Here is a 24,387-nt window from a genome sequence, read left to right as displayed (position 1 = left end):
TAATAAGGAGGTCACGTAGGGTCAGGATGCAATATTAAAATCGCGCAGCACTATGAACTAAAAAGCACTAAACGCCGTATCAACTAAATACACTGAAACGGTAGCACAGGACTTTAAAACTAAAAACGACAACCGTATTAACGCTGCCGGCTTTGTGACTGAGCCATAAAGTTTATTTTAAGTAATTTAATTTATTATCGCGAAGCTAAAGTTATCGCCAGCTAAAATAATGAACTCTGTTAATACAACGCTATGATTTAATAATCTTTTCTCTATTTGTAAGTAAAGTAGCCAAGGCGAAATTATTTAAAGCCAGATGACTGTGATGGCTATCACCTTTTAAATATTAGGGGATCGTTAGATTGGCAGCACAACAATCCGATTATATATGTCAGGACATTTTATGCCTTCACTGCTCTTGCAATCTCTTTTCCCGTTGGTATTTATCATGCTGCTCGGATGGCTTAGCGGTAAACTCGGCTATACCCGCCGTGAGGACGCCTCCGTTCTTGCCACGGTGGTTATCCGCTTTGCCCTTCCTTTTCATCTTTTTATCGGCGCATTACATACCAGCCCGGATAAAATAAAAAACTTCACCTTTATGGCGGTGCTGGTTATTGGTCTGATGGGGTCGTATTTTCTTACGCTACTGATCTCGCGCTACGTTTTTCGTCATGATATTAAAACCAGCGCGATTCAGTCGCTGGTTTGCGCCTTCCCCGATATGGCCTACTTTGGCGCCCCCGTGCTGGCGGTGCTGATAGGTCCGGAGGGCTTTCTCGGGGTGCTTATCGGAAACCTGGTGACCAGCGTGTTGATGATCCCTCTGACCATCATCCTGATCCGCATGGGAGACCAGCCCGGAGACGCTGAGGCTCCCCAGCTCCACGCCGGGCAGTTGATCCTGCAAAACCTGCTTAACGCCGTGCGAAATCCCATTGTCTGGATCCCCATTTCCGGGGTGCTGCTCAGCCTGGCCGGGATCCAGCTGCCGCCTCTGCTCAGCGTCCCCGTCGAAATGGTGGGTAAAATCGCCGGCGGTCTGTCACTGTTCGCCCTTGGGCTGCTGTTTTACGGTGAACGTCCGACGGTCAATATTCAAACCTGCACCAACATTAGTATTAAAAACCTGATCCAGCCGGCCATGATGGCGCTGGCCGGGCTGGCCTTTGGGCTCAGTCATACCCTGATGCAACAGGTTATTATCATTGGCGCCACGCCTTCCGCTATCGCGGCGGGGATGTTTGCCCTGCGCAGCGATACCTATATTGAACCCGCCTCATCTTCTATTTTGCTGGGCACCGCCATCGGCGTGGTCACCGAAGGCGTCATGATTTATCTCATTTCGTAATCACAGAAATAAAACACCAAGACATCAGGCAATGTTTTAATTTGATATTCAGGAGTCACGTAATGTTAGCCACAGAAACCTTATACACCCCCTATAACGGTGCTGTCCTGCTGGAAAACCCGTTATTAAATAAAGGCCTCGCGTTTACGGAAAGCGAACGCACAGCGTTTAATCTTCAGGGACTGTTACCGCACAATGTGGAAACCATTGAGGAACAAACCGAGCGCGCATGGGGCCAGTTTTGTCAGTTCAAAAAAAGCATTTCGCGCCATATTTATCTCAGAAATATTCAGGACACAAACGAGACGTTATTCTATAACCTGCTGCGCAGCCATATGAAAGAGACGCTGCCCATTATTTATACCCCGACGGTGGGTGAAGCGTGCGAACACTTTTCAGAAATATATCGCCGGGGACGCGGCCTGTTCATCTCCTGGCCCAACCGTCACCATATTGACGAGATGCTGCAGGGGTTTTCCCGCAACGATATCAAAGTCATCGTGGTAACCGATGGCGAGCGTATTCTGGGGCTGGGCGACCAGGGGATAGGCGGTATGGGGATCCCCATTGGAAAACTCTCGTTATATACCGCCTGCGGGGGCATTCACCCGGCATCAACGCTGCCCATTATGTTAGATGTCGGGACCAACAATCCGCAGCATCTGGAGGATCCGCTGTATATGGGCTGGCGACATCCGCGCATCAGCGATGAGCAGTACCTGGAGTTTATGGACATGTTTGTCCATGCCATTCAGCAGCGCTGGCCGACTGTCTTGCTCCAGTTTGAAGATTTTGCCCAAAAGAATGCCACGCGACTGCTCAACCGCTATCGACACCAGCTGTGCTGTTTTAACGATGATATTCAGGGAACCGCCGCCGTGACCTCGGGAACCCTGATCGCCGCCGCTGCCGCCGCCGGGACGTCGCTCCGCGACCAGCGGGTGGTTTTCCTTGGCGGCGGTTCGGCCGGATGCGGCATTGCGGAAAAAATCATTGCGCTGATGGTGGATGATGGGCTCTCAGAAACGGAAGCACGTCGCCGCATCTTTATGGTTGACCGCTTTGGTCTGCTGACTGATGAGATGCCTAATCTGCTCAATTTTCAGCGCGAGCTGGTCACCCCCCGAGCCAGTATTGCCCACTGGGATACCGAGGCGGCCCAGCTGTCGCTGATGGATGTCGTACGCAACGTCCACCCTACCGTGCTGATCGGCGTGTCAGGCCAGCCGGGGCTGTTTAGCGAAGAGATAGTGAAAGAGATGCATCGGCACTGCCCGCGTCCGATTATTATGCCGCTCTCTAACCCCACCTCCCGAGCCGAGGCCCAGCCGAAGGATCTGCTGGAGTGGACCCGGGGTAGCGCGCTCATCGCCACCGGCAGCCCGTTCGACCCTGTCTTCTATGACGGCAAAACCTACGACATTGCCCAGTGCAACAACGCCTATATTTTCCCCGGTCTGGGGCTGGGGATCCTTGCCAGTAAAGCCGAGCGCGTCACCGAAGCAATGCTTATCACCTGCAGTAAAACGCTGGCCGCCCACTCGCCTCTGGCGACCCGCGAAACCGGCGGTTTACTGCCGCCGGTGGAAGAGATCGAGATGATCTCACGGGCTATTGCCGCAGAGGTCGCCCGCGCGGCTCAACTCGACGGCGTAGCGCCGCAGATTGACGAGGCGCAGCTGGCGGCGAATATCGATAAAACCTTTTGGCGAGCGCGCTACACCGCGTATAAACGTTCGTCATTGTGATCGCTCATCTCGCGGGAAGCCGGCTGGCTTCCCGCCACTCTGGGGAACCCCCCATGTTCAATGTGCTGATTGTCGATGATGATCCTATGGTGGCCGAACTGAACCGGTTGTTTATCAGCCAGGTAGCTGATTTTCACTGCTGCGGAGTCGCGGCGACGATCGCCGATGCCAACGCGATGCTGAGCCATCTGGCGCCGATCGATCTGCTGCTGCTGGATGTCTATATGCAACAGGAGAGCGGCCTGGACCTGCTGCCGGCGCTTCGCGCTGATGGGCGGAATATTGATGTCATCATGATGACGTCCGCCGCCGATGCGCTCACCGTGCAGACGGCGCTGCGCTATGGCGTGGTTGATTACCTGATTAAACCGTTTCAGTTTCCGCGCTTTGAGGAAGCCCTGCGAACCTGGCGCAATAAACGCGATGCGAAGCAAGCGAAATCCTGCTACGCCCAGGCGGATATCGACACCCTGCTACGCCGCGGGGTTCAACAACAGGACGGCCCCCGCCGCTTGCCGAAAGGGCTGACGCCACAAACGCTTCGCCTGGTGTGCCGGTGGATAATCGCTCATCAGGCGCGAGATTTTTCAACCAATGAGCTGGCGGCGGCACTGCAGATCTCCAGAGTTTCATGCCGCAAATACCTGATTTGGCTGGAGCAGATCAACGTGCTCTTCACCAGCAATCACTACGGTATCACCGGCCGACCGGAGTATCGTTACCGGCTTGCGGCTGAGAACATGATGTTGCTGACGCAATATAGCCAGTGAGCCGGGAATGCCCACTGGCGCGCCTGCAGACTACTTCTTAGGGTACAGCTCTTTGCGTTTGTAGGGCTCGATTTCACCCGGCTTGCGCGTCTTCAGCAACTTCAGGATCCAGGTGTACTGCTCGGTGTGCGGCGTAACAAACACCTCCACCTCTTCGTTCATCCGCCGGGCGATCGTTGTATCGTCAGCGTCCAGCAGATCGTCCATCGGCGGGCGCACCAGCACCGTCAGGCGATGCGTTTTGCCATCGTAGACCGGGAACAGCGGAACGACGCGGGCGCGGCATACCTTCATTAAACGGCCAATCGCCGGCAGCGTGGCCTTATAGGTCGCGAAGAAATCCACAAACTCGCTGTGCTCGGCGCCGTGATCCTGATCGGGGAGATAGTAGCCCCAGTAACCCTGGCGCACCGACTGAATAAACGGTTTGATTCCGTCGTTGCGCGCGTGCATCCTTCCGCCAAAACGACGACGTACGGTATTCCACACGTAATCGAAGACCGGGTTACCCTGGTTGTGGAACATCGCCGCCATCTTCTGCCCGCCGGAGGCCATCAGCATCGCCGGGATATCCACGCCCCATGCGTGCGGGACGAGGAAAATCACCTTTTCATTATTGCGCTGCAACTCGTCGATGATCGCTTTACCCTGCCAGTCGACGCGGGCGAGAATTTTCTGCGGATCGCGCAGGCCCAGCTCGGCCATCATCACCATCGCCTGCGGCGCCGAGGCGTACATGGCGTCGATGATCGCTTCCCGCTCATGCTCGCTTTTTTCCGGGAAGCAATACAGCAAATTAATCTGCGCCCGGCGGCGCGAGCTTTTCGCCAGACGCCCGACCAGACGACCGAGTTTGCCGAGAAGCGGATCGCGAAAGGAAGGCGGCGTCAGCGCAATACCGGCGAAGGCAAAGACCCCCAGCCAGGCGCCCCAGTAGCGCGGCAGTAAAAAAGATTTTTCAAACTTAGGGATAAACTCAATATTATTTTTTTTCGTTTCCATGCCCAATCCGCAGATCGACTGCTTAATCAAGATAATGGGATAGTGTAGCGAGACGTTGGGTATCCTACAAAATAAAAAGCCGGCGCCCTGGGGCACCGGCTTTCCACTGACCGGTGGTTAGTCAAACCGCAGCTGCGGAACGACCTCTTTGACCTGCGCCAGATAATCGGTACGGTCGGAGCCGCTCAGCCCTTCGGTACGCGGCAGTTTCGCCGTCAGCGGGTTGACCGCCTGCTGGTTGATCCACACTTCGTAGTGCAGGTGCGGACCGGTTGAGCGTCCGGTATTCCCCGACAGCGCAATACGATCCCCGCGCTTCACTTTCTGCCCCGGCTTCACCAGCAGCTTACGCAGGTGCATGTAGCGAGTGGTATAGGTACGGCCGTGGCGGATGGCCACGTAATACCCGGCGGCGCCGCTACGCTTGGCCACCACCACTTCGCCATCACCCACCGCCAGCACCGGCGTTCCCTGCGGCATCGCGAAATCGACGCCACGGTGCGGCGCGACGCGCCCGGTGACCGGGTTCAGACGACGCGGGTTAAAGTTAGAGGAGACGCGGAACTGACGCGCCGTCGGGAAGCGCATAAAGCCTTTCGCCAGCCCCGTCCCGTTGCGGTCGTAGAATTTTCCGTCTTCGGCACGGATGGCAAAGTAGTCCTTCCCGTCAGAACGCAGACGCACGCCAAGCAGCTGGCTTTGCTCGCGTTTGCCGTCAAGCATTTCGCGCGACATCAATACCGAGAACTCATCGCCTTTCTTCAGCTTACGGAAATCCATCTGCCACTGCATGGCCTTGATCACCGCGCTGATTTCCGTGCTGGTCAGCCCGGCATCGCGCGCGCTGGAGACAAAGCTGGCACCGACGGTGCCTTTCAGCACGCTGTTGACCCAGTCGCCTTTCTGCAGCTCGCTGCTCATTTTAAAGCCGTTAGCCACGCGGGTGTAGGTGCGGGTTTCGCGGCGGGACATCTCCCAGGTCAGACTCTGCAGATCGCCGTCGGCGGTCAGGGTCCAGGAGAGCTGCTGGCCAATCTTCAGATTACGCAACTCTTTATCGGCGGAGGAGAGCTGGGCGATATCACCCATATCGATACCGTACTGGTTCAGGATGCTGCTGAGGGTATCGCCGGTCGACACCACGTATTCGTGCCCGCCGGCATCGCTATCGGCTTTTTCGTCGAGTTCATCCTGAGGAATGGCTTCTTCTTCCTGCGGGGCCTGGTCGATCGGCTCGGAGGCTTCCGGCAGCAGGGAGCGGATCTCGCTTTTTTCCAGTTCAATGGTTCTGACGATGGGGGCGGATTCCGGGTGGTAAATGTAGGGTCGCCAGACGGCGACCGCTAAGGTAAGAACGCTAAGCGACCCCAGCATGACGCGATGAGGTCGTGGCAGATTGTTAAATGCCTGAGTGACAGCGCGGGCTATCTGTTGCACGTATTCACTTCCTCGTTAATCTCCTTTCAGGCAGCTCGAATACTGATTCGCCAGCTGGGTGAGGAATTGCGGGTAACTCGCTTTACCCAGCTTAATTCCGCTACCCAGTGGATCCAGGGTCCCCATGCGCACAGACGTGCCCCGGGCAACAGCTTCGATAACCGCTGGCCTGAACTGTGGCTCAGCAAAAACGCAAGTGGCTTTCTGCTCAACCAGTTGTGTTCTGATTTCGTGTAAACGCTGCGCACCGGGCTGTATTTCAGGGTTGACGGTAAAATGCCCCAGCGAGGTCAAACCGTAGTGTTTTTCAAAGTAACCGTAGGCGTCATGAAAAACGAAATAGCCCTTTCCTTTCAGCGGTGCCAGCTCATTGCTAACCTGCTTGTCGGTCGCCGCCAGCGCGGCCTCGAACTGCTGCAGGTTGCTGTCGAGTTTGGCTCGACTCTGCGGCATAAGTTCCAATAATTTATCGTGGATTGCAACCGCCGAAAGCCGCGCTATCTCTGGGGATAACCACAGATGCATATTGTAGATACCGTGATGGTGATCGCCGTCACTTTTTTCCGCTGCGCCATGGTCATGACCATGATGATCGTCATCGTCGTCAGCGCCGGTCATCAGCAGCGGTTTGACCCCATCCAGCTCTGCGATAGTCACCTTTTTATTCGCCGCAATGCTTTGCGTCGACTTATCCATAAAGGCTTCCATTTCCGGACCGATCCACACCACTAAGTCTGCGTTCTGTAAGCGTTTTACATCGGAAGGACGGAGAGAATAATCATGCTCGGAGGCGCCATCGGGCAGCAGCACCTGGGTGTCGGTAACCCCATCGGCGATAGCCGCCGCGATAAAGCCCAGCGGTTTCATGGAAGTCACCACGGCGGCACTGGCCTGCGGTACCTGTGCGAACAAAAAAACAGCGCCAAGTCCAGCGCAAAGAAGCGTATTTTTATGTAACATAATGCGTCTAGTCATCGAAACGAGTGAGTGTGATGTGATATTATAACATTCACTAGCTTGTGCAACCCCTAAATGATTATGACAAACCTTGTAACGCTGGAAAATGTCTCGGTGGCCTTTGGCCAACGCCGCGTGCTGTCTGACATCTCGCTGGCTCTCACGCCAGGCAAAATATTGACCCTGCTGGGCCCCAACGGCGCCGGCAAATCGACGCTTGTGCGGGTGGTTCTGGGGCTGGTAGCACCGACAGAGGGTGTTATCAAGCGCGAAGAACGCCTGCGGATCGGCTATGTGCCGCAGAAACTGCATCTCGACGCCACGCTGCCGCTGACCGTCAGCCGCTTCCTGCGTTTGCGTCCGGGCACCCGCAAAGACGACATCCTGCCGGCGCTGAAGCGCGTGCAGGCCGGGCATCTGATCGACGCCCCGATGCAAAAACTTTCCGGCGGAGAAACCCAGCGCGTGCTGCTGGCCCGCGCCCTGCTCAATCGCCCGCAGCTGCTGGTGCTGGATGAACCGACCCAGGGCGTCGACGTCAATGGTCAGGTTGCGCTCTACGATCTTATCGACCAGCTGCGCCATGAGCTGGACTGCGCGGTGCTGATGGTCTCCCACGACCTGCATCTGGTCATGGCCAAAACCGACGAGGTATTGTGCCTGAACCAGCATATCTGCTGCTCCGGCGCACCAGAGGTCGTCTCAATGCATCCGGAGTTTATCTCCATGTTCGGCCCGCGCGGCGCGGAACAGCTGGGGATCTACCGCCATCACCATAATCACCGCCACGATCTTCAGGGGCGAATTGTACTGCGTCGGGGAAACAGCCGCTAATGATTGAACTTTTGTTACCTGGCTGGCTGGCCGGGATGATGCTGGCCTGCGCCGCTGGCCCGCTGGGCTCCTTTGTGGTCTGGCGCCGTATGTCCTATTTCGGCGACACGCTGGCGCATGCCTCGCTGCTCGGCGTCGCTTTCGGTTTACTGCTGAACGTCAATCCGTTTTATGCGGTGATCGCCGTCACCCTGCTGCTGGCCGGCGGGCTGGTATGGCTGGAAAAACGGCCGCATCTGGCGATCGATACCCTGCTGGGCATCATGGCGCACAGCGCGCTCTCCCTGGGGCTGGTGGTGGTTAGTCTGATGTCTAACGTCCGCGTCGATCTGATGGCGTACCTGTTCGGCGATCTGCTGGCGGTTACCCCGCAGGACCTGATCGCCATTGCCATTGGCGTGGTGATTGTGATTGGCATTCTGCTCTGGCAGTGGCGGAATCTGCTGGCGATGACCATCAGTCCGGACCTGGCGTTTGTCGATGGCGTGAAGCTGCAGCGGGTCAAGCTGCTGTTGATGCTGGTCACCGCCCTGACTATCGGCGTGGCGATGAAGTTCGTCGGGGCGCTGATCATCACTTCACTGCTGATTATCCCGGCCGCCACCGCCCGCCGTTTTGCCCGCACGCCGGAGCAAATGGCCGCCGTGGCGGTGGGCGTGGGCATGCTGGCCGTCACCGGCGGGTTAACCTTCTCGGCTTTCTACGACACGCCGGCCGGTCCATCGGTGGTGCTGAGCGCCGCGGCGCTGTTTATTCTCAGCATGACGAAAAAAGCCGCCAGCTAAAAATGAAAAACCCGGTCGCGCTGCTGACCGGGTCTCCCGATGAACGACACATCCGTAGCGAACTACGGCATCTCCGGCGGCGTAATCCCGAAATGATTCCAGGCGCGCACCGTCGCCATTCTTCCCCGCGGCGTACGCTGCAGAAAACCCTGCTGAATTAAGTAGGGCTCCAGCACATCTTCAATGGTTTCCCGCTCTTCGCCAATCGCGGCGGCGAGGTTATCCAGCCCCACCGGTCCGCCGAAGAACTTATCTATCACCGCCAGCAGCAGCTTGCGGTCCATATAGTCGAACCCTTCCGCATCGACGTTGAGCATATCCAGCGCCTGGGCGGCAATGTCGGCGGAGATGGTGCCGTCGTGGCGCACTTCCGCGAAGTCACGCACCCTACGCAGCAGACGGTTGGCAATACGCGGCGTGCCGCGTGAACGGCGGGCCACTTCCAGCGCGCCCTCGTCGCTCATCTCCAGCCCCATATGGCGGGCGCTGCGGCTGACAATATGCTGCAGATCGGAGATCTGATAGAACTCCAGACGCTGCACGATGCCAAAGCGGTCGCGCAGCGGCGAAGTCAATGAACCGGCCCGGGTGGTGGCGCCGATCAGGGTAAACGGCGGCAGGTCGATTTTAATCGAGCGCGCCGCCGGACCTTCGCCAATCATGATATCCAGCTGGTAATCTTCCATTGCCGGATAGAGCACCTCTTCCACCACCGGCGAGAGGCGATGGATCTCATCGATAAACAGCACATCGTGCGGTTCAAGGTTGGTGAGCATCGCGGCGAGATCGCCCGCTTTCTCCAGCACCGGGCCGGAGGTGGTACGCAGATTCACCCCCATTTCATTGGCGACGATATTGGCCAGGGTGGTTTTCCCCAACCCTGGCGGGCCAAAAATCAGCAGGTGATCGAGGGCGTCGCCGCGCAGCTTCGCCGCCTGGATAAAGATCTCCATCTGCGAACGCACCTGCGGCTGGCCGACATACTCTGCCAGCAATTTTGGGCGGATGGCGCGGTCAGCGGCCTCTTCGAAGCCGCTGCTGTCTGCCGATACCAGCCGGTCTGCTTCAATCATCCCTTACCTCACAACGCGGCGCGCAGCGCTTCGCGGATTAGCGTTTCACTGTTGGCGTCCGGACGCGCGATCTTGCTGACCATCCGGCTGGCCTCCTGCGGTTTATAGCCCAGCGCGACCAGCGCGGCAACCGCTTCCTGCTCGGCATCGTCCGCCGTCGGGCCTGCCGGTGAGGTCAGTACCAGATCGGCGGCCGGGGTGAACAGATCGCCGTGCAGCCCTTTGAAGCGGTCTTTCATCTCAACGATCAGGCGTTCAGCGGTTTTTTTGCCAATCCCCGGCAGCTTCACCAGCGAGGCGACCTCTTCCCGCTCAACGGCGTTGACGAACTGCTGCGCCGACATGCCGGAGAGGATCGCCAGCGCCAGCTTTGGCCCTACGCCGTTGGTTTTGATCAGTTCTTTAAACAGGGTACGCTCCTGTTTGTTGTTAAACCCATACAGCAGCTGGGCATCTTCACGCACCACAAAGTGGGTGAAGACAATCGCCTCCTGCCCGGCCTCCGGCAGCTCATAGAAGCAGGTCATTGGCATGTGCACTTCATAGCCGACGCCCGCCGTTTCCAGCAACACCAGCGGGGGTTGTTTTTCGAGAATGATGCCTCTGAGTCTGCCTATCACGTGGGGCTCCTGCGTTATGGTCTAAGTATCTGGCGGTATCATAAAAAAAGGCTGGATAGATATCCAGCCTGATTTGCGATTATCGTAAGCGCCCTCGCGCCAGATTGAGCCGGGTCTCGCTGATCTGCGCGGCATTCTGGCTGACATGGCAATGGGTGATGGCGATCGCCAGCGCATCCGCCGCATCCGCTTGCGGATTGGCAGGCAGCTTGAGCAGGGTGCGCACCATGTGCTGGACCTGACTCTTTTCAGCGCTGCCGATGCCGACAACCGTCTGCTTAACCTGGCGGGCGGCATATTCAAACACCGGTAACGACTGATTGGTCGCCGCCACGATCGCCACCCCGCGCGCCTGCCCGAGCTTTAACGCCGAGTCGGCATTCTTGGCCATAAAGACCTGCTCAATGGCGAAAAAGTCAGGCTGGAACTGGGTGATGATCTCCGTCACTCCGGCGTAGATCAGCTTCAGCCGCGACGGCAAATCGTCCACTTTGGTGCGGATACAGCCGCTGCCAAGGTAGCTCAGCTGCCGGCCAACCTGACGAATCACGCCATAACCGGTAACGCGCGACCCCGGGTCAATGCCGAGAATAATAGCCATCACGCGCCTCCGGTTAACCGTGGATGCGACTGCATCACAGGGTGGCTGCGACCTCGTCGGAGATCTCGCCGTTATGGTACACTTCCTGCACGTCGTCGCAGTCTTCGAGCATATCGATCAGACGCAGCAGCTTCGGCGCCGTCTCGGCATCCATATCCGCTTTGGTGGACGGGATCATCGAGACTTCGGCAGCGTCGGCTTTCAGGCCAGCGGCTTCCAGCGCGTCGCGCACGGCGCCCATCTCTTCCCAGGCGGTGTAGACGTCGATCGCGCCGTCGTCATAGGTCACCACGTCTTCAGCGCCAGCTTCCAGCGCCGCTTCCATGATGGTGTCTTCATCGCCTTTCTCGAAGGAGATGACGCCTTTTTTGCTGAACAGGTAGGAGACGGAACCGTCGGTGCCGAGGTTACCACCGGTTTTAGTGAAGGCGTGACGCACTTCCGCAACGGTACGGTTACGGTTGTCGGACAGACATTCTACCATCACCGCGGTGCCGCCAGGGCCATAGCCTTCATAAATGATGGTTTCCATGTTCGCGTCTTCATCGCCGCCGACGCCGCGCGCGATGGCGCGGTTCAGGGTGTCGCGGGTCATGTTGTTAGACAGCGCTTTATCCACCGCCGCACGCAGACGCGGGTTGGACGCCGGATCGCCGCCGCCCAGACGCGCTGCGGTAACCAGTTCGCGAATGATTTTCGTAAAGATTTTACCGCGCTTGGCATCCTGTGCCGCTTTGCGGTGTTTGGTGTTGGCCCATTTACTATGACCTGCCATAAAAAACTCTCCAAAAAGCGCGCCCTTTCAGGCGGCGTTAATTACAAATTCTTCAATCGCCTGCCGGTTGCTCCACGACTTGGTTAGCGCAGCGGCTTCCGTCGCGCTGACCCAGCGGTAGGCCAGATGTTCGGTAAAGGTAATTTCCCGCTCATGAGGCAGCGCAAGACAGAACCAAAATTCCGTATTACGCTCCACTCCCGGCGCATAGCGATGACGCAAATGAGAAAATATCTCGAACTCCACCGTGCGCTGACAGTCGATTAAGGTCAGTTGCTCGCAGGCAACATCAATGGCGACCTCTTCCTTTACTTCACGCGCGGCGGCCTGCAGCGCGGTCTCTCCTGCTTCCAGGCTGCCGGTGACCGACTGCCAGAACGCGGGATCGTCGCGCCGCTGCAACATCAGCACCCGTTTGGTATCTTCGGCGTAAATCACCACCAGCACCGAAACGGGCAGCTTAAATGACATATTACTTGTTCTCCAGAGACGCTTTTGCCTCTTTCTCCACAACCTGAATACCCAGTTCACTGAGCGCCGCCGGATTGGCGAAGCTTGGCGCTTCGGTCATCAGGCAGGCGGCCGCGGTGGTTTTCGGGAAAGCGATAACGTCGCGGATGTTATCGGTGCCGGTCAGCAGCATGGTCAGACGGTCAAGACCGAACGCCAGGCCCGCATGCGGCGGGGTACCGTATTTCAGCGCATCGAGCAGGAAGCCGAATTTCTCACGCTGTTCCTGTTCGTTAATGCCCAGAATACCAAATACCGTCTGCTGCATGTCGCCGCGGTGGATACGCACCGAACCGCCGCCGACTTCATAACCGTTAATGACCATATCGTAGGCGTTGGCCACGGCCTCTTCCGGCGCAGCTTTCAGCTCGTCCGCCGTCATATCCTTCGGCGAGGTGAACGGATGGTGCATCGCCGTCAGGCCGCCTTCGCCGTCGTCTTCGAACATCGGGAAGTCGATCACCCACAGCGGCGCCCATTTGCTCTCGTCAGTCAGGCTCAGATCTTTGCCCAGCTTCAGACGCAGCGCGCCCAGCGCGTCGGCCACCACTTTCTTGTTGTCGGCGCCGAAGAAGATCATGTCTCCGTCCTGCGCGCCGGTGCGGTCGAGGATCGCTTCCACGATTTCAGCGGTCAGGAATTTGGCCACCGGGCTGTTGATCCCGTCCATGCCTTTGGCACGTTCGGTCACTTTAATATAGGCCAGCCCTTTCGCGCCGTAGATCTTGACAAAGTTGCCGTATTCGTCGATCAGCTTGCGGGTCAGAGAAGCCCCGCCCGGCACGCGCAGCGCCGCCACGCGCCCTTTCGGATCATTGGCCGGGCCGGCAAAGACCGCGAACTCCACTGATTTCAGCAGGTCGGCGACGTCCACCAGCTCCATCGGGTTACGCAGGTCCGGTTTATCGGAGCCGTAGCGACGTTCGGCTTCGGCGAAGGTCATGATCGGGAAGTCGCCCAGATCGACGCCTTTAATCTCCAGCCACAGCTGACGCACCATCGCTTCCATGATCTCACGCACCTGCGGCGCGGTCATAAAGGAGGTTTCCACGTCGATCTGGGTAAATTCAGGCTGACGGTCGGCACGCAGGTCTTCATCGCGGAAGCATTTGACGATCTGATAGTAGCGGTCGAAGCCGGACATCATCAGCAGCTGTTTGAACAGCTGCGGCGACTGCGGCAGCGCGTAGAATTTGCCTTTATGCACGCGGGAAGGCACGAGGTAATCGCGGGCGCCTTCCGGGGTGGCTTTGGTCAGCATCGGGGTTTCGATGTCGAGGAAGCCATGGTCATCCATAAAGCGGCGCACAAAGCTGGTGATTTTCGCGCGGGTTTTCAGACGCTGCGCCATTTCCGGACGACGCAGGTCGAGGTAGCGGTATTTCAGACGCGCTTCTTCGGTGTTGACGTGATTGGAGTCCAGCGGCAGCGATTCTGAGCGGTTAATGATCGTCAGATCGGAAGCCAGCACTTCGATAGCGCCGGTGGCCATGTCCGCGTTGATGTTTTTCTCTTCACGCGCGCGAACGGTGCCAGTGACCTGAATGCAGAACTCATTACGCAGTTCAGAGGCTAACTTCAACGCATCCGCACGATCCGGATCGAAAAACACCTGAACGATGCCTTCGCGGTCGCGCATATCGATAAAAATGAGGCTACCGAGATCGCGACGGCGGTTGACCCAACCACACAGAGTCACCTGCTGCCCAACGTGGGACTGTCGAAGCTGTCCGCAATATTCTGTACGCATGAGATATCCCTTAACTTAGCCGTCGGCGGATTGTCGTCTGCCCTGCAGGCGACGAGGTCGCAGCTTTAGCTGATGTCACAACTGAATGAAAAAAGGCGGCTATTATACTGGAAATTCTGTCGTTCGATAAGTCCGACGCACGATGTACGCTGCTTTGCTGCGCGCTTAACGTCCACACTCACATAAATTAACAAAATTTGTTACCCTTTTGCTGAAGCCGCAAAGGTATTGTAGCCGCCTGACAACAGATGAAGATACGGGGATACCATGTTAGAACTCAATGCGAAAAACACGGCGCTGGTGGTGATCGATCTGCAGGAAGGCATTTTGCCTTTTGCCGGCGGCCCACATCGGGCTGACGAGGTGGTGGCGCGCGCCGCGCGCCTGGCAGACAAGTGCCGACAACAGGGTTCGCCGGTCATCATGGTCCGCGTCGGCTGGTCGGCCGATTTCGCCGAAGCGCTGAAACAGCCTGTCGACGCGCAGGCCGGGGCGCATACGCTGCCTGAGAACTGGTGGACCTATCCGGCCACGCTGGGTAAGCAGGAGAGCGATATCGAAGTGACCAAACGCCAGTGGGGCGCGTTCTATGGCACCGACCTTGAGCTTCAGCTGCGTCGCCGCGGTATCGACACCATTATTCTCTGCGGCATCGCCACCAACATCGGCGTCGAATCCACCGCCCGCAACGCCTGGGAGCTGGGTTTTAACCTGGTCATTGCCGAAGATGCCTGCAGCGCCGGCTCCGCCGAGCAGCATCAGGGCAGCATGACGCATATTTTCCCGCGCATCGGCCGCGTGCGCAGCACCGAGGAGATCCTCGCCGCGTTATGATTTATATTGGGCTTCCCCAGTGGTCGCACCCGAAATGGGTGCGCCTTGGCATCACCAGCCTTGAAGAGTATGCCCGCCACTTCAATTGCGTCGAGGGCAACACCACCCTGTATGCGCTACCGAAGCCGGAGATTGTCGCCCGCTGGTACGAGCAGACCCACGATGACTTCCGCTTCTGCTTTAAATTCCCGGCGACTATCTCGCACCAGGCCGCCCTGCGCCACTGCGACGATTTAAGCCGTGAATTCTTCACCCGCCTGGCGCCGCTGGCCTCGCGCATCGGCCAGTACTGGCTGCAGCTGCCGGCGACCTTCGGCCCTCGCGATCTCCCGGCGCTATGGCATTTTCTCGACGCACTGCCGAAGGATTTCACCTACGGCGTCGAAGTTCGTCACCCCGAGTTCTTCGCCAAAGGGGAAGCGGAACAGCAGCTCAACCGCGGGCTGCACCAGCGCAACGTCAACCGCGTGATCCTCGACAGCCGCCCGGTCCATAGCGCCGCGGCCACCAGTCCGGCGATGATCGACGCGCAACAAAAGAAACCGAAGGTGCCGGTGCATGCGGTGATGACCGCCCGGCAGCCAATGGTGCGCTTTATCGGCGGCGACGATATGGTCCATAACCGGGAACTGTTTCGCGTCTGGCTGCAGACGCTGCCGAAATGGCATCAGTCAGGGACGCCGTGGCTGTTCCTGCATACCCCCGATATTGCCTACGCGCCGACGCTGGTCGATACCCTGTGGGGCGATCTGCGCGCCGCCCTGCCGGCGGCAGGAAATGCGCCGTCGATTCCGCAGCAATCTTCTCTTTTCTGATATCCTGCTATCATATCCGGAGCCATCTGCCAGAGTTAAAGGGAGTTTTCGTATGGTCAGCGCGCTGTATGCCGTTTTAGGTGCGTTATTGTTAGTGAAGTTCTCATTTGACGTGGTGCGTTTGCGCACCCAATACCATGTAGGCTACGGCGACGGCGGCTTCAGCGAGCTGCAGGTCGCCATCCGCGTTCACGGCAATGCCGTCGAATATGTGCCGATTGGCCTCATTTTACTGTTATTTATGGAGATGAACGGCGCCCAGACCTGGATGGTGCACGTTTGCGGCATTTTATTGATCGTCGGACGACTGATGCACTCCTGGGGTTTTCATCACCGCGTCTACCACTGGCGCCGTTCCGGCATGAGCGCCACCTGGTGCGCGTTGTTGCTGATGGTGCTGGCCAATCTCTGGTATATGCCCTGGGAGTTGGTTTTCTCCCTCCGTTAGCGCACAATACGCCGTTTTCGTTTTTTCGGGTTTAACGTTATGTCTCACCGCGATACGCTTTTTTCCGCGCCGATTGCCAGCCTCGGCGACTGGACCTTTGATGAACGGGTTGCTGAAGTCTTCCCCGATATGATCCAGCGTTCTGTGCCTGGCTACTCCAATATCATCTCGATGATCGGCATGCTGGCCGAGCGCTTCGTTCAGCCCCACACCCAGGTTTACGATCTTGGCTGTTCGCTGGGCGCCGCCACCCTCTCCGTGCGCCGCAATATTAGCCATCCGGGATGTCGCATTATCGCCATCGACAACTCCCCGGCGATGGTGGAGCGCTGCCGTCGCCATATTGACGCCTATAAAGCGCCGACGCCGGTCGAGGTGATTGAAGGGGATATCCGCGATGTGGCCATTGAAAACGCCTCGCTGGTGATCCTGAACTTTACCATTCAGTTCCTTGAGCCGGGCGATCGTCAGGCGATCCTGAATAAAGTCTATCAGGGGCTGAATCCCGGCGGCGCGCTGGTGCTTTCGGAGAAATTCAGCTTCGAAGACGCCCACGTCGGTGAGCTGCTGTTCAATATGCATCATGACTTTAAGCGCGCGAACGGCTACAGCGAGCTGGAGATTAGCCAGAAACGCAGCATGCTGGAAAACGTGATGCTGACCGACTCTGTGGAAACCCATAAAAAACGCCTGCGTCAGGCGGGGTTCGAACATGCTGAACTGTGGTTCCAGTGCTTTAACTTTGGCTCGCTGGTGGCAGTAAAATCCGGGGAGCAGGCATGATCGACTTCAGTAACTTTTATCAGCTGATCGCCAAAAGCCCGCTGTCTCACTGGCTGGAGACGCTGCCTGCCCAGGTAGCCGCCTGGCAGCGCGAGGCCCTGCACGGCAAGTTTCGCGAATGGGAGCGCGCCGTTGAGTTTCTTCCGGAATTAACGCCCTGGCGTCTGGACCTCCTGCACAGCGTCACCGCCGAAAGCGAAACGCCGCTCAGCGAAGGCCATCGGCTGCGGGTAGAAAACCTGCTTAAAAACCTGATGCCATGGCGCAAAGGCCCTTATTCGCTGTACGGCATCAACATCGATACCGAATGGCGCTCCGACTGGAAATGGGAGCGCGTCCTGCCGCATCTGTCCGATCTTAGCGGACGGACCATCCTCGACGTGGGCTGCGGCAGCGGCTATCACATGTGGCGGATGATCGGCGCGGGCGCGCATCTGGCGGTCGGCATCGATCCCACCCAGCTGTTCCTGTGCCAGTTTGAAGCGGTGCGTAAGCTGCTTGGCAACGACCAGCGGGCGCATCTCCTGCCGCTGGGCATCGAGCAGCTCCCGGCGCTGGAGGCCTTTGACACCGTGTTCTCGATGGGCGTGCTCTACCATCGCCGCTCGCCGCTGGACCACCTGTGGCAGCTGAAAGATCAGCTGGCGCCGGGTGGCGAGCTGGTACTGGAGACGCTGGTGGTCGAAGGCGATGAAAATACGGTGCTGGTTCCGGGCGATCGCTATGCGCAGATGCGCAACGTCTATTTTATTCCCTCCGCGGCGGCCCTGAAAATGTGGCTGGAGAAGTGCGGGTTTATCGATGTGCGCATCGTCGACGCCTGCGTCACCTCGACGGAAGAGCAGCGGCGCACCGAATGGATGACCAGCGAATCGCTGGCCGATTTCCTCGACCCACAGGATCAGCGCAAAACCGTGGAAGGCTATCCGGCGCCGCTGCGCGCGGTGATTATCGCCACCAAACCGGAAACGCAGCAGTCGCTGGCGAAGAAAGCGAGATAAAAAAAGGCCCCTGTTTAATGGGCAGGGGCCTGGTACGGGCAATCATCATATTGGGCGACATGATGTGCAGCAAAAACCGTTTAACTTCTGTCAGCGGAAATTATCTTTTTCATCTCCGCCACCGCTGCGCCATTGACGGCGTAGCGCCTGTATTCGTCCGCATCGGGATCGGCTGACATCGAAACGCCTGGATGACGAAAGCGCATTTCCGATGGCAACCACTGGCCTGCAGAGCTATGAACCTCTTTCACCCCCGCCTGCAGAAACAGCGGCAGGTTCGCGGCGCGCACTCCCGCACCGGCCATAATGATTGGAGTATCCCCTGCGGCAATAAGTTCCGTAATTAATGAAATACCTTTCTCCGCCGAGGATTGCTGACCGGAAGTCAGGATACGTTTAACCCCCAGCTCACCCAGCGTCTCCCAGGCCTGACGCGGGTCGGCGCACAGATCGAACGCGCGATGAAAGGTCACCGCCAGCGGCCCGGCCGCGGCCATTATTTTTTTCATACGCGGGATATCGACTTGACCATCGGCATTCAGCACGCCGGTCACCAGCCCGGGAAAGCCGAGCTCCCGCACCATGCGGATATCGCCAAGCATCGCGGCGAACTCCTCTTCGGTGTAGCAGAAATCGCCGCCGCGCGGGCGGATAATCGGATGCACCGGGAGGGTAATCGCCTCGCGGACCGAGACCAGCACCCCGTAAGAGGGTGTTAGTCCCCCTTCCTGCGGCGCGGCGCAAAGTTCAATACGATCGGCGCCGCAGCGCTCTGCCTCCCGGGCGCACGCCATGCTGTAACAACAAACTTCCAGTACCGCCATTGCTCACTCCCTGATCCAGACAACCTTCTCAGCATGTCATGATTTCACGCGGCAGACGCCGCGCGGCTTCACACTGTTATGTATCGGCTTGCTCGCTGGCGACGATTTGTTCAATAGACCATGGGTGAAATTTGACCGTCACGCTGCCGTCGGTGACCGCCAGGGTGGGATTCGGCAGACGCTCATGTTCCCCTTTCGGCGAGCTGGTTTTGACGACGATCCCCGGCTGGCTGAGTCCGTCATCGGCCAGCAGCGCCAGAGCGCGGGCATTTAAGGTAGCCGGATCGCCGGGCAGGACAATTTCGATATGCTCCCAGCCTTCATGGGGATAACGCTTTTCACCCGGCCACGGCAGCTCAACGATATGAAAGCGCCAGTGCGCCACGCAGACCGGCTCCGCCAGTTTAAACAAGCAGATAGGCCGACCGTTGATCATATTCTCCGACAGCAGGGTTCCGCACTGCGCCAACCCACTGCGCCAGCGCTCCGCGGTGGCGTTCTGATGACAGCGCAGGGAGATATGGTCGGCGTCGAGTCCGCCGATCTCCAGTCCCAGTCGCGCAGCGAAGCGCTGTAGCGCATCGGAAAATCGCGGGAGATCCGCCGTAATATCGGCCAGTTGTTCAATCTGCTGCCAGTTCGCCATGGGTTTGCTCGTCACTTATGTTCATCAATAATAAAAAGGCTAATCTACCGTGTTTTAGGCCGCGGACCAACCGCCACCCTGCCGCTGCGTGACCGACCGACGATGGATTGCCCATGCCGCCGCGCCGCGCGCGATGCTGACGGACGGGGACAAATGCAGTATACTCCCGCCCTAATTTGTCCACATTCCGGCGCCGCCTCCCTCGGGGGCTGGCGCATTACACGTAAGGTATTCCGGTGAATATTCAGGCTCTTCTCTCAGAAAAAGTCAGCCAGGCCCTGATCGCGGCAGGCGCGCCTGCCGATTGCGAACCTCAGGTCCGCCAGTCAGCAAAAGTTCAGTTCGGTGACTATCAGGCCAACGGCGTGATGGCTGTCGCCAAAAAACTGGGCATGGCGCCGCGACAACTTGCAGAGCAGGTACTGTCTCATCTTGACCTCAACGGCATTGCCAGCAAGGTTGAAATCGCCGGGCCGGGCTTTATCAATATTTTCCTCGACCCCGCGTTCCTGGCGGACAACGTCAACCGCGCGCTGCAGTCAGAACGCCTGGGCGTCGCCACGCCGCAGGTACAGACCATCGTCGTCGACTACTCGGCGCCAAACGTGGCGAAAGAGATGCACGTCGGCCATCTGCGTTCGACCATCATTGGCGATGCCTCGGTCCGTACCCTGGAGTTCCTGGGCCATAAGGTGATCCGCGCCAACCACGTCGGCGACTGGGGCACCCAGTTCGGCATGCTGATCGCGTATCTGGAAAAACAGCAGCAGGAAAACGCCGGCGAGATGGCCCTGGCCGACCTCGAAGGTTTTTATCGCGAAGCGAAAAAACACTACGACGAAGACGAAGCCTTCGCCGAGCGCGCGCGCAGCTACGTGGTTAAGCTGCAGGGCGGCGATGAGTACTTCCTGCAGATGTGGCGTAAGCTGGTGGACATCACCATGTCGCAGAACCAGATCACCTACGATCGCCTGAATGTGACGCTGACCCGCGATGACGTGATGGGCGAAAGCCTGTACAACCCGATGCTGCCGGGGATCGTCGCCGATCTGAAAGCCAAAGGGCTGGCCGTGGAGAGCGAAGGCGCCACCGTGGTGTTCCTTGATGAGTATAAAAACAAGGAAGGCGAACCGATGGGCGTCATCATCCAGAAAAAGGATGGCGGCTACCTCTATACCACCACCGATATCGCCTGTGCGAAGTATCGCTATGAAACACTGCACGCCGACCGCGTGCTCTACTACATCGACTCCCGTCAGCACCAGCACCTGATGCAGGCGTGGACCATCGTGCGTAAAGCAGGCTATGTGCCGGACTCCGTGCCGCTGGAACACCATATGTTCGGCATGATGCTGGGTAAAGACGGCAAGCCGTTTAAAACCCGCGCCGGCGGCACCGTGAAGCTGGCGGATCTGCTGGACGAAGCGCTGGAGCGCGCGCGTCGCCTGGTGGCCGAGAAGAACCCGGAGATGTCCGCTGATGAGCTGGAAAATCTGGCGAAAGTGGTGGGTATCGGCGCGGTGAAATACGCCGACCTGTCGAAAAACCGCACCACCGACTACGTTTTCGACTGGGATAATATGCTGGCGTTCGAAGGCAACACCGCGCCGTATATGCAGTATGCCTATACCCGCGTGCTCTCCGTGTTCCGCAAAGCCGGCATTGACGAAAACGCCCTCACCGACGCGCCGGTGGTGATTGCGGAAGATCGCGAAGCCCAGCTGGCCGCGCGCCTGCTGCAGTTTGAAGAGACCCTCTCCGTGGTCGCTCGCGAAGGGACGCCGCACGTGATGTGCGCCTACCTCTACGATCTGGCGGGCCTGTTCTCCGGTTTCTACGAGCACTGCCCGATCCTCAGCGCGGAAAGCGAAGCGACCCGCAACAGCCGCCTGAAGCTGGCGCTGCTGACGGCGAAAACCCTCAAGCTGGGCCTCGATACCCTCGGTATCGAAACCGTCGAGCGTATGTAAAACCAACCCGGCGAAAGCCGGGTTAGTTTTTTCAGGCGCCGCGCCTGCGGGGTCTCCTGCTCAGAAATACTTGCGCAGATACTCGGTCAGACAGAGGATCGCCATCGCCTGGCCGTAGGGCATCGAGGTGAGCGGGATCTGGCGATAGAAATCAAGGTCTGACCCCATTCCGGTGCCAAAGGAAGTCTGCAGCAGCTCCCCCTGCGGCGAAATATTCTGCACAATTCCGCGAATCGCTTTTTCAGCCACCCCGGCGTAGTGCTGCCCGACATATCGCTTGCGCACCGCTTTGAGTATGCCGTAGGCAAAGCCGGCGGTCGCCGAGGCCTCTGGATAAGAGTGCGGGTCGTCCAGCAGGGTATGCCACAGGCCGCTGTCGTCCTGACATTTCGCTAAGGCGGCAATTTGCGCGTTCAGCACCTCGGTCAGATAGCGCCGTACCGCATTCCCCTCCGGGAGATCCACTAACTCAAGAAAATCCGGGATCACCATAGTGAGCCAGCTGTTGCCCCGCGCCCAGCGCGCCCGGGCAAAATTATGCCGACCGTCATAGCTCCAGCCGTGAAACCACAGCCCGGTTTCCCGGTCCATCAGGTTCTGCACGTGGAGCAGGAACTGATAGGTCGCCTCCTCCACATACTGCGGACGGTGAAGCAGCTTGCCAATTTTGGCTAACGGCAACACGGTCATCATCAGGGTGTCATCCCACATTTGCTGGTGGTTTTCTTCCGCCAGGGTGATGTGCTGCATGCCGCCCTGCTCGGTACGAGGCATCTCATACATTGCCCACTCCGCCCAGCTCTCCAGCCACGGCAGATATGCCTTACATCCGGTCTCTTCAAAGCGATAGGCCAGGGTCAGGAACGGCGCCATGGTGTTGACGTTTTTGGTCGTTGCCCCCTCGGCGATGCGGTCGGCAAACCAGCGGTCAATAATATCGCGCATCTCGAGATCGCCGGTTTGCTGATAATACTGATAGATGCCATACAGCCCGACGCCGTGGGTCCACTCCCAGCCGGCCCAGCCTTTGGTATCAATAACGCGCCCGTCATCCAGGCGCAGTAAAAATTGCCCGCTCTCATCCTTAATATTCACCAGGTTTTGCGTCACGTTGCGGATGAGCGCCTGCAGTTCGCTACGGGCGATAAAACGCTCAGGCTGACAGAGTAATGGGCTATGTTTGACCGGCCAAACTTTCATGTTGTTAACCTCGGGTATATGTCGAATTCAAAGCGCCGCCCTGGGTGAGCGCCGGGGCAGCAGGTTTATGACGATTCAGGTAGCCAATATTGTTATTTCCCCACAGGCAGTCGTAGGGCATCCCCGCCAGCATCTCGACGACCGCGCGGTGTTCCGCACTGGTCAGTTCCGGCTGGGCGTGACCGCTTTCGCGCATTCTTAGGGTTTCGCTGCGCAGGACGCTGTGGGTATGCAGATTGAGTTTGAAGCGCAGCGAAACGAGGAAGCCGCAGGCTAAGACCACCAGCGTGCCGACGCTGAGGATCAGCAAAATGGTATGGCTGACCCCTTCAGGCTGTATTTTTTGCCCGGAGACAAACCCCGACAGCTGCATGATGATGCCCACCAGCATCACCGCCCCCGCCTGCGAGGCTTTGCGGGTCAGCGTCATGATGCCGGCAAAAATCCCCTCCCGGCGCTGGCCGGTGATCGCTTCGTCGACGTCGGCAATATAGGTGTAGGTATTCCACGGTACGTAGTTAATCCCGCCGCGTCCCAGTCCGGCGACAGCAGAGATGAGCAGCAATAACGAATAGACGTCGCTCAGTCCGGCGTAATAGAGCAGCGCATAGGAGAGCGAGCTCAGGCCAAAGAGGACCACCACCATGCGGTACGACGGCGCGGGGCCAAAGCGAATGCACAGCGGGATCATGGCGATCACGGCGATAAACTGGAAAATCGCCATCGTCCCCAGCAGATTCGAGGCGACAGAGGCCTCCTGCATCAGAACAAAGACCACGTAATAGGTGAATACGGCATTGAAGACGTCCTGGGCGATATAGCCCCCCAGATACATGCCGAGGTGCTGGCGGAAAATTTTTATCCGCAGCGTGGAGCTCAGCTCAATCACCAGGCGATTAAGGCTCTGGGCGAGGGTTAAGTTCTGTTTTTCCGCTTCCGCCCGCAGCGCCGCCTCTGACCAGGCCTCACGCGGCCGCTCCCAGGTGAAACACCAGACGAAGGTCAGCATCACCGCGCACAGGACCGAGAACACCAGACTAGCATAAAAGAACGAGCTGGCATTGTCTTTGCCGAGCCAGGTAAGGAGGATCCCCGGCAGAAAGGAGGCTAAAATCGCCGACATTTGCGCCATTGAGATGCGCGCGCCGGAGAATTTGGTTTTCTGTTTAAAGTCATCGGTCATCTCCGGCACCAGCGTCTCGTAGGGCACCAGAATCATGGTGTAGACCATATCAAACAGCAGATAGGTGAGCAGGTAGTACCAGAAGCCCATCTCGCCAACCCACATCGCCGAGTAGCTGAATACGCACGGGATGCCGAGCAGAATAAAGAATTTTCTGCGGCCGAAGCGCTTGCCGAGCCAGGTGGTGCCGAAGTTATCGGTGAGAAAGCCCATCAGCGGGCTCACCACCGCATCCAGTACGCGGGCGGAAGCGAATATCAGCGTGGCTTCTATCGGAGAGAGTCCGCAGAAGGTGGTGTAAAAGTAGAGCAGCCATGCGGCGGTTAGCGCCGTGGTGCCGGCGCCGAGAAAATCGCCCGCGCCGTAGGCCAGGTAGTTAGCCAGTCCAATCTTTCGTGTTTTCATCGCCGTGATCCTGTGTCTTTTTTTAAGAGAACGCCGACAATCTTTCCGGATTTGCCACCGGAAGG

General features: G+C 58.1%; 24 protein-coding genes. 11 read left to right on the top strand and 13 right to left on the bottom strand.

Translation table 11 applies throughout. The features are described 5' to 3' along the window. Nucleotides 1–403: 403 nt before the first annotated feature. The 3 genes from MKR05_RS06420 to dcuR all read left to right on the top strand — a co-directional run bounded on the left by MKR05_RS06420 (nt 404) and on the right by dcuR (nt 3,869). Nucleotides 404–1,351, top strand: a complete 948-nt coding sequence (locus tag MKR05_RS06420; RefSeq protein ID WP_049013981.1) for an AEC family transporter — start codon at nt 404–406, stop codon at nt 1,349–1,351. Nucleotides 1,352–1,413: 62 nt separating this feature from the next. Beyond that, a complete protein-coding gene (locus tag MKR05_RS06415) occupies nt 1,414–3,099 on the top strand; it encodes an NAD-dependent malic enzyme (protein WP_049013982.1) in 1,686 nt (561 codons plus the stop codon). A gap of 53 nt (nt 3,100–3,152) precedes the next feature. Further along, complete coding sequence (gene dcuR, locus MKR05_RS06410) at nt 3,153–3,869, top strand: two-component system response regulator DcuR (RefSeq protein ID WP_023290248.1); 717 nt, start codon at nt 3,153–3,155, stop codon at nt 3,867–3,869. Nucleotides 3,870–3,899: 30 nt separating this feature from the next. Here dcuR and lpxM read toward each other — a convergent pair whose 3' ends face one another. From lpxM to znuA, 3 genes are all read right to left on the bottom strand, one after another. Beyond that, nucleotides 3,900–4,871 (bottom strand): lauroyl-Kdo(2)-lipid IV(A) myristoyltransferase, encoded by a 972-nt coding sequence (gene lpxM / locus MKR05_RS06405; RefSeq protein ID WP_017900217.1) that lies wholly within the window; start codon nt 4,869–4,871, stop codon nt 3,900–3,902. 117 nt (nt 4,872–4,988) lie between these two features. Next, nucleotides 4,989–6,308 (bottom strand): murein DD-endopeptidase MepM, encoded by a 1,320-nt coding sequence (gene mepM / locus MKR05_RS06400; RefSeq protein ID WP_023290249.1) that lies wholly within the window; start codon nt 6,306–6,308, stop codon nt 4,989–4,991. A 15-nt stretch (nt 6,309–6,323) separates the two neighbouring features. After that, nucleotides 6,324–7,268, bottom strand: a complete 945-nt coding sequence (gene znuA, locus MKR05_RS06395) for a zinc ABC transporter substrate-binding protein ZnuA (RefSeq protein WP_032428922.1) — start codon at nt 7,266–7,268, stop codon at nt 6,324–6,326. 111 nt (nt 7,269–7,379) lie between these two features. On the opposite strand from znuA, the gene znuC reads away from it, so the two are divergent. After that, nucleotides 7,380–8,099, top strand: coding sequence for a zinc ABC transporter ATP-binding protein ZnuC (gene znuC / locus MKR05_RS06390; protein WP_228958578.1), 720 nt, complete (start codon nt 7,380–7,382; stop codon nt 8,097–8,099). After that, nucleotides 8,099–8,884 (top strand): zinc ABC transporter permease subunit ZnuB, encoded by a 786-nt coding sequence (znuB, locus tag MKR05_RS06385; protein ID WP_131096031.1) that lies wholly within the window; start codon nt 8,099–8,101, stop codon nt 8,882–8,884. Before znuC ends, znuB begins: the two co-directional genes overlap by 1 nt. Nucleotides 8,885–8,946: 62 nt before the next feature. Here the strand turns inward: znuB and ruvB are convergent, their stop codons facing one another. From ruvB to aspS, 6 genes are all read right to left on the bottom strand, one after another. Then, a complete protein-coding gene (gene ruvB / locus MKR05_RS06380; RefSeq protein ID WP_131096032.1) occupies nt 8,947–9,957 on the bottom strand; it encodes a Holliday junction branch migration DNA helicase RuvB in 1,011 nt (336 codons plus the stop codon). Between the two features lie 8 nt (nt 9,958–9,965). Next, entirely contained in the window at nt 9,966–10,577 is a 612-nt protein-coding gene (gene ruvA, locus MKR05_RS06375; protein WP_002911454.1) for a Holliday junction branch migration protein RuvA, read from the bottom strand. A 79-nt stretch (nt 10,578–10,656) separates the two neighbouring features. After that, nucleotides 10,657–11,178, bottom strand: coding sequence for a crossover junction endodeoxyribonuclease RuvC (ruvC, locus tag MKR05_RS06370; protein WP_004203412.1), 522 nt, complete (start codon nt 11,176–11,178; stop codon nt 10,657–10,659). Between the two features lie 34 nt (nt 11,179–11,212). Further along, the gene (locus MKR05_RS06365) at nt 11,213–11,953 is read right to left on the bottom strand and encodes a YebC/PmpR family DNA-binding transcriptional regulator (RefSeq protein WP_002911459.1); all 741 of its coding nucleotides are present in this window, start codon (nt 11,951–11,953) and stop codon (nt 11,213–11,215) included. 27 nt (nt 11,954–11,980) lie between these two features. Further along, nucleotides 11,981–12,424, bottom strand: coding sequence for a dihydroneopterin triphosphate diphosphatase (nudB, locus tag MKR05_RS06360; protein WP_002911477.1), 444 nt, complete (start codon nt 12,422–12,424; stop codon nt 11,981–11,983). Between the two features lies 1 nt (nt 12,425). Beyond that, nucleotides 12,426–14,213 (bottom strand): aspartate--tRNA ligase, encoded by a 1,788-nt coding sequence (gene aspS / locus MKR05_RS06355; RefSeq protein ID WP_023290254.1) that lies wholly within the window; start codon nt 14,211–14,213, stop codon nt 12,426–12,428. 267 nt (nt 14,214–14,480) lie between these two features. On the opposite strand from aspS, the gene MKR05_RS06350 reads away from it, so the two are divergent. Genes MKR05_RS06350 through cmoB form a run of 5 tightly spaced genes read left to right on the top strand, consistent with a single transcriptional unit; the run spans nt 14,481 to nt 18,094 of the window. Continuing rightward, nucleotides 14,481–15,047: a hydrolase gene (locus tag MKR05_RS06350; protein WP_049013741.1), complete on the top strand. Its 567-nt coding sequence runs from the start codon at nt 14,481–14,483 to the stop codon at nt 15,045–15,047. After that, nucleotides 15,044–15,862, top strand: a complete 819-nt coding sequence (locus tag MKR05_RS06345) for a DUF72 domain-containing protein (RefSeq protein ID WP_087827153.1) — start codon at nt 15,044–15,046, stop codon at nt 15,860–15,862. Before MKR05_RS06350 ends, MKR05_RS06345 begins: the two co-directional genes overlap by 4 nt. 52 nt (nt 15,863–15,914) lie before the next feature. Then, entirely contained in the window at nt 15,915–16,310 is a 396-nt protein-coding gene (locus MKR05_RS06340) for an MAPEG family protein (RefSeq protein WP_008804243.1), read from the top strand. 39 nt (nt 16,311–16,349) lie between these two features. After that, the gene (cmoA, locus tag MKR05_RS06335; RefSeq protein WP_004203422.1) at nt 16,350–17,093 is read left to right on the top strand and encodes a carboxy-S-adenosyl-L-methionine synthase CmoA; all 744 of its coding nucleotides are present in this window, start codon (nt 16,350–16,352) and stop codon (nt 17,091–17,093) included. Further along, nucleotides 17,090–18,094: a tRNA 5-methoxyuridine(34)/uridine 5-oxyacetic acid(34) synthase CmoB gene (gene cmoB, locus MKR05_RS06330; RefSeq protein WP_023290258.1), complete on the top strand. Its 1,005-nt coding sequence runs from the start codon at nt 17,090–17,092 to the stop codon at nt 18,092–18,094. The genes cmoA and cmoB overlap by 4 nt, the downstream gene beginning before the upstream one ends. An 80-nt stretch (nt 18,095–18,174) precedes the next feature. Here cmoB and cutC read toward each other — a convergent pair whose 3' ends face one another. Together cutC and MKR05_RS06320 are read right to left on the bottom strand one after the other, a co-directional pair. Then, entirely contained in the window at nt 18,175–18,918 is a 744-nt protein-coding gene (gene cutC / locus MKR05_RS06325; RefSeq protein WP_023290259.1) for a copper homeostasis protein CutC, read from the bottom strand. Nucleotides 18,919–18,994: 76 nt separating this feature from the next. Beyond that, nucleotides 18,995–19,564 carry a VOC family protein gene (locus MKR05_RS06320; RefSeq protein WP_023290260.1) on the bottom strand — a complete coding sequence of 190 codons (570 nt, stop codon included), beginning with the start codon at nt 19,562–19,564 and terminating at the stop codon, nt 18,995–18,997. 236 nt (nt 19,565–19,800) lie between these two features. On the opposite strand from MKR05_RS06320, the gene argS reads away from it, so the two are divergent. Then, the gene (gene argS, locus MKR05_RS06315) at nt 19,801–21,534 is read left to right on the top strand and encodes an arginine--tRNA ligase (RefSeq protein ID WP_004203428.1); all 1,734 of its coding nucleotides are present in this window, start codon (nt 19,801–19,803) and stop codon (nt 21,532–21,534) included. 60 nt (nt 21,535–21,594) lie between these two features. Here argS and MKR05_RS06310 read toward each other — a convergent pair whose 3' ends face one another. Further along, entirely contained in the window at nt 21,595–22,734 is a 1,140-nt protein-coding gene (locus MKR05_RS06310) for a glycoside hydrolase family 105 protein (protein WP_048297822.1), read from the bottom strand. 4 nt (nt 22,735–22,738) lie between these two features. Continuing rightward, nucleotides 22,739–24,322: an MFS transporter gene (locus MKR05_RS06305; protein WP_048297823.1), complete on the bottom strand. Its 1,584-nt coding sequence runs from the start codon at nt 24,320–24,322 to the stop codon at nt 22,739–22,741. Nucleotides 24,323–24,387 lie beyond the last annotated feature (65 nt).

The organism is Klebsiella sp. K5-204 (assembly GCF_030128585.1).
Taxonomy (GTDB): Bacteria; Pseudomonadota; Gammaproteobacteria; order Enterobacterales; family Enterobacteriaceae; genus Klebsiella; species Klebsiella quasipneumoniae.
This window is presented reverse-complemented; position numbering and strand designations above follow the sequence as displayed.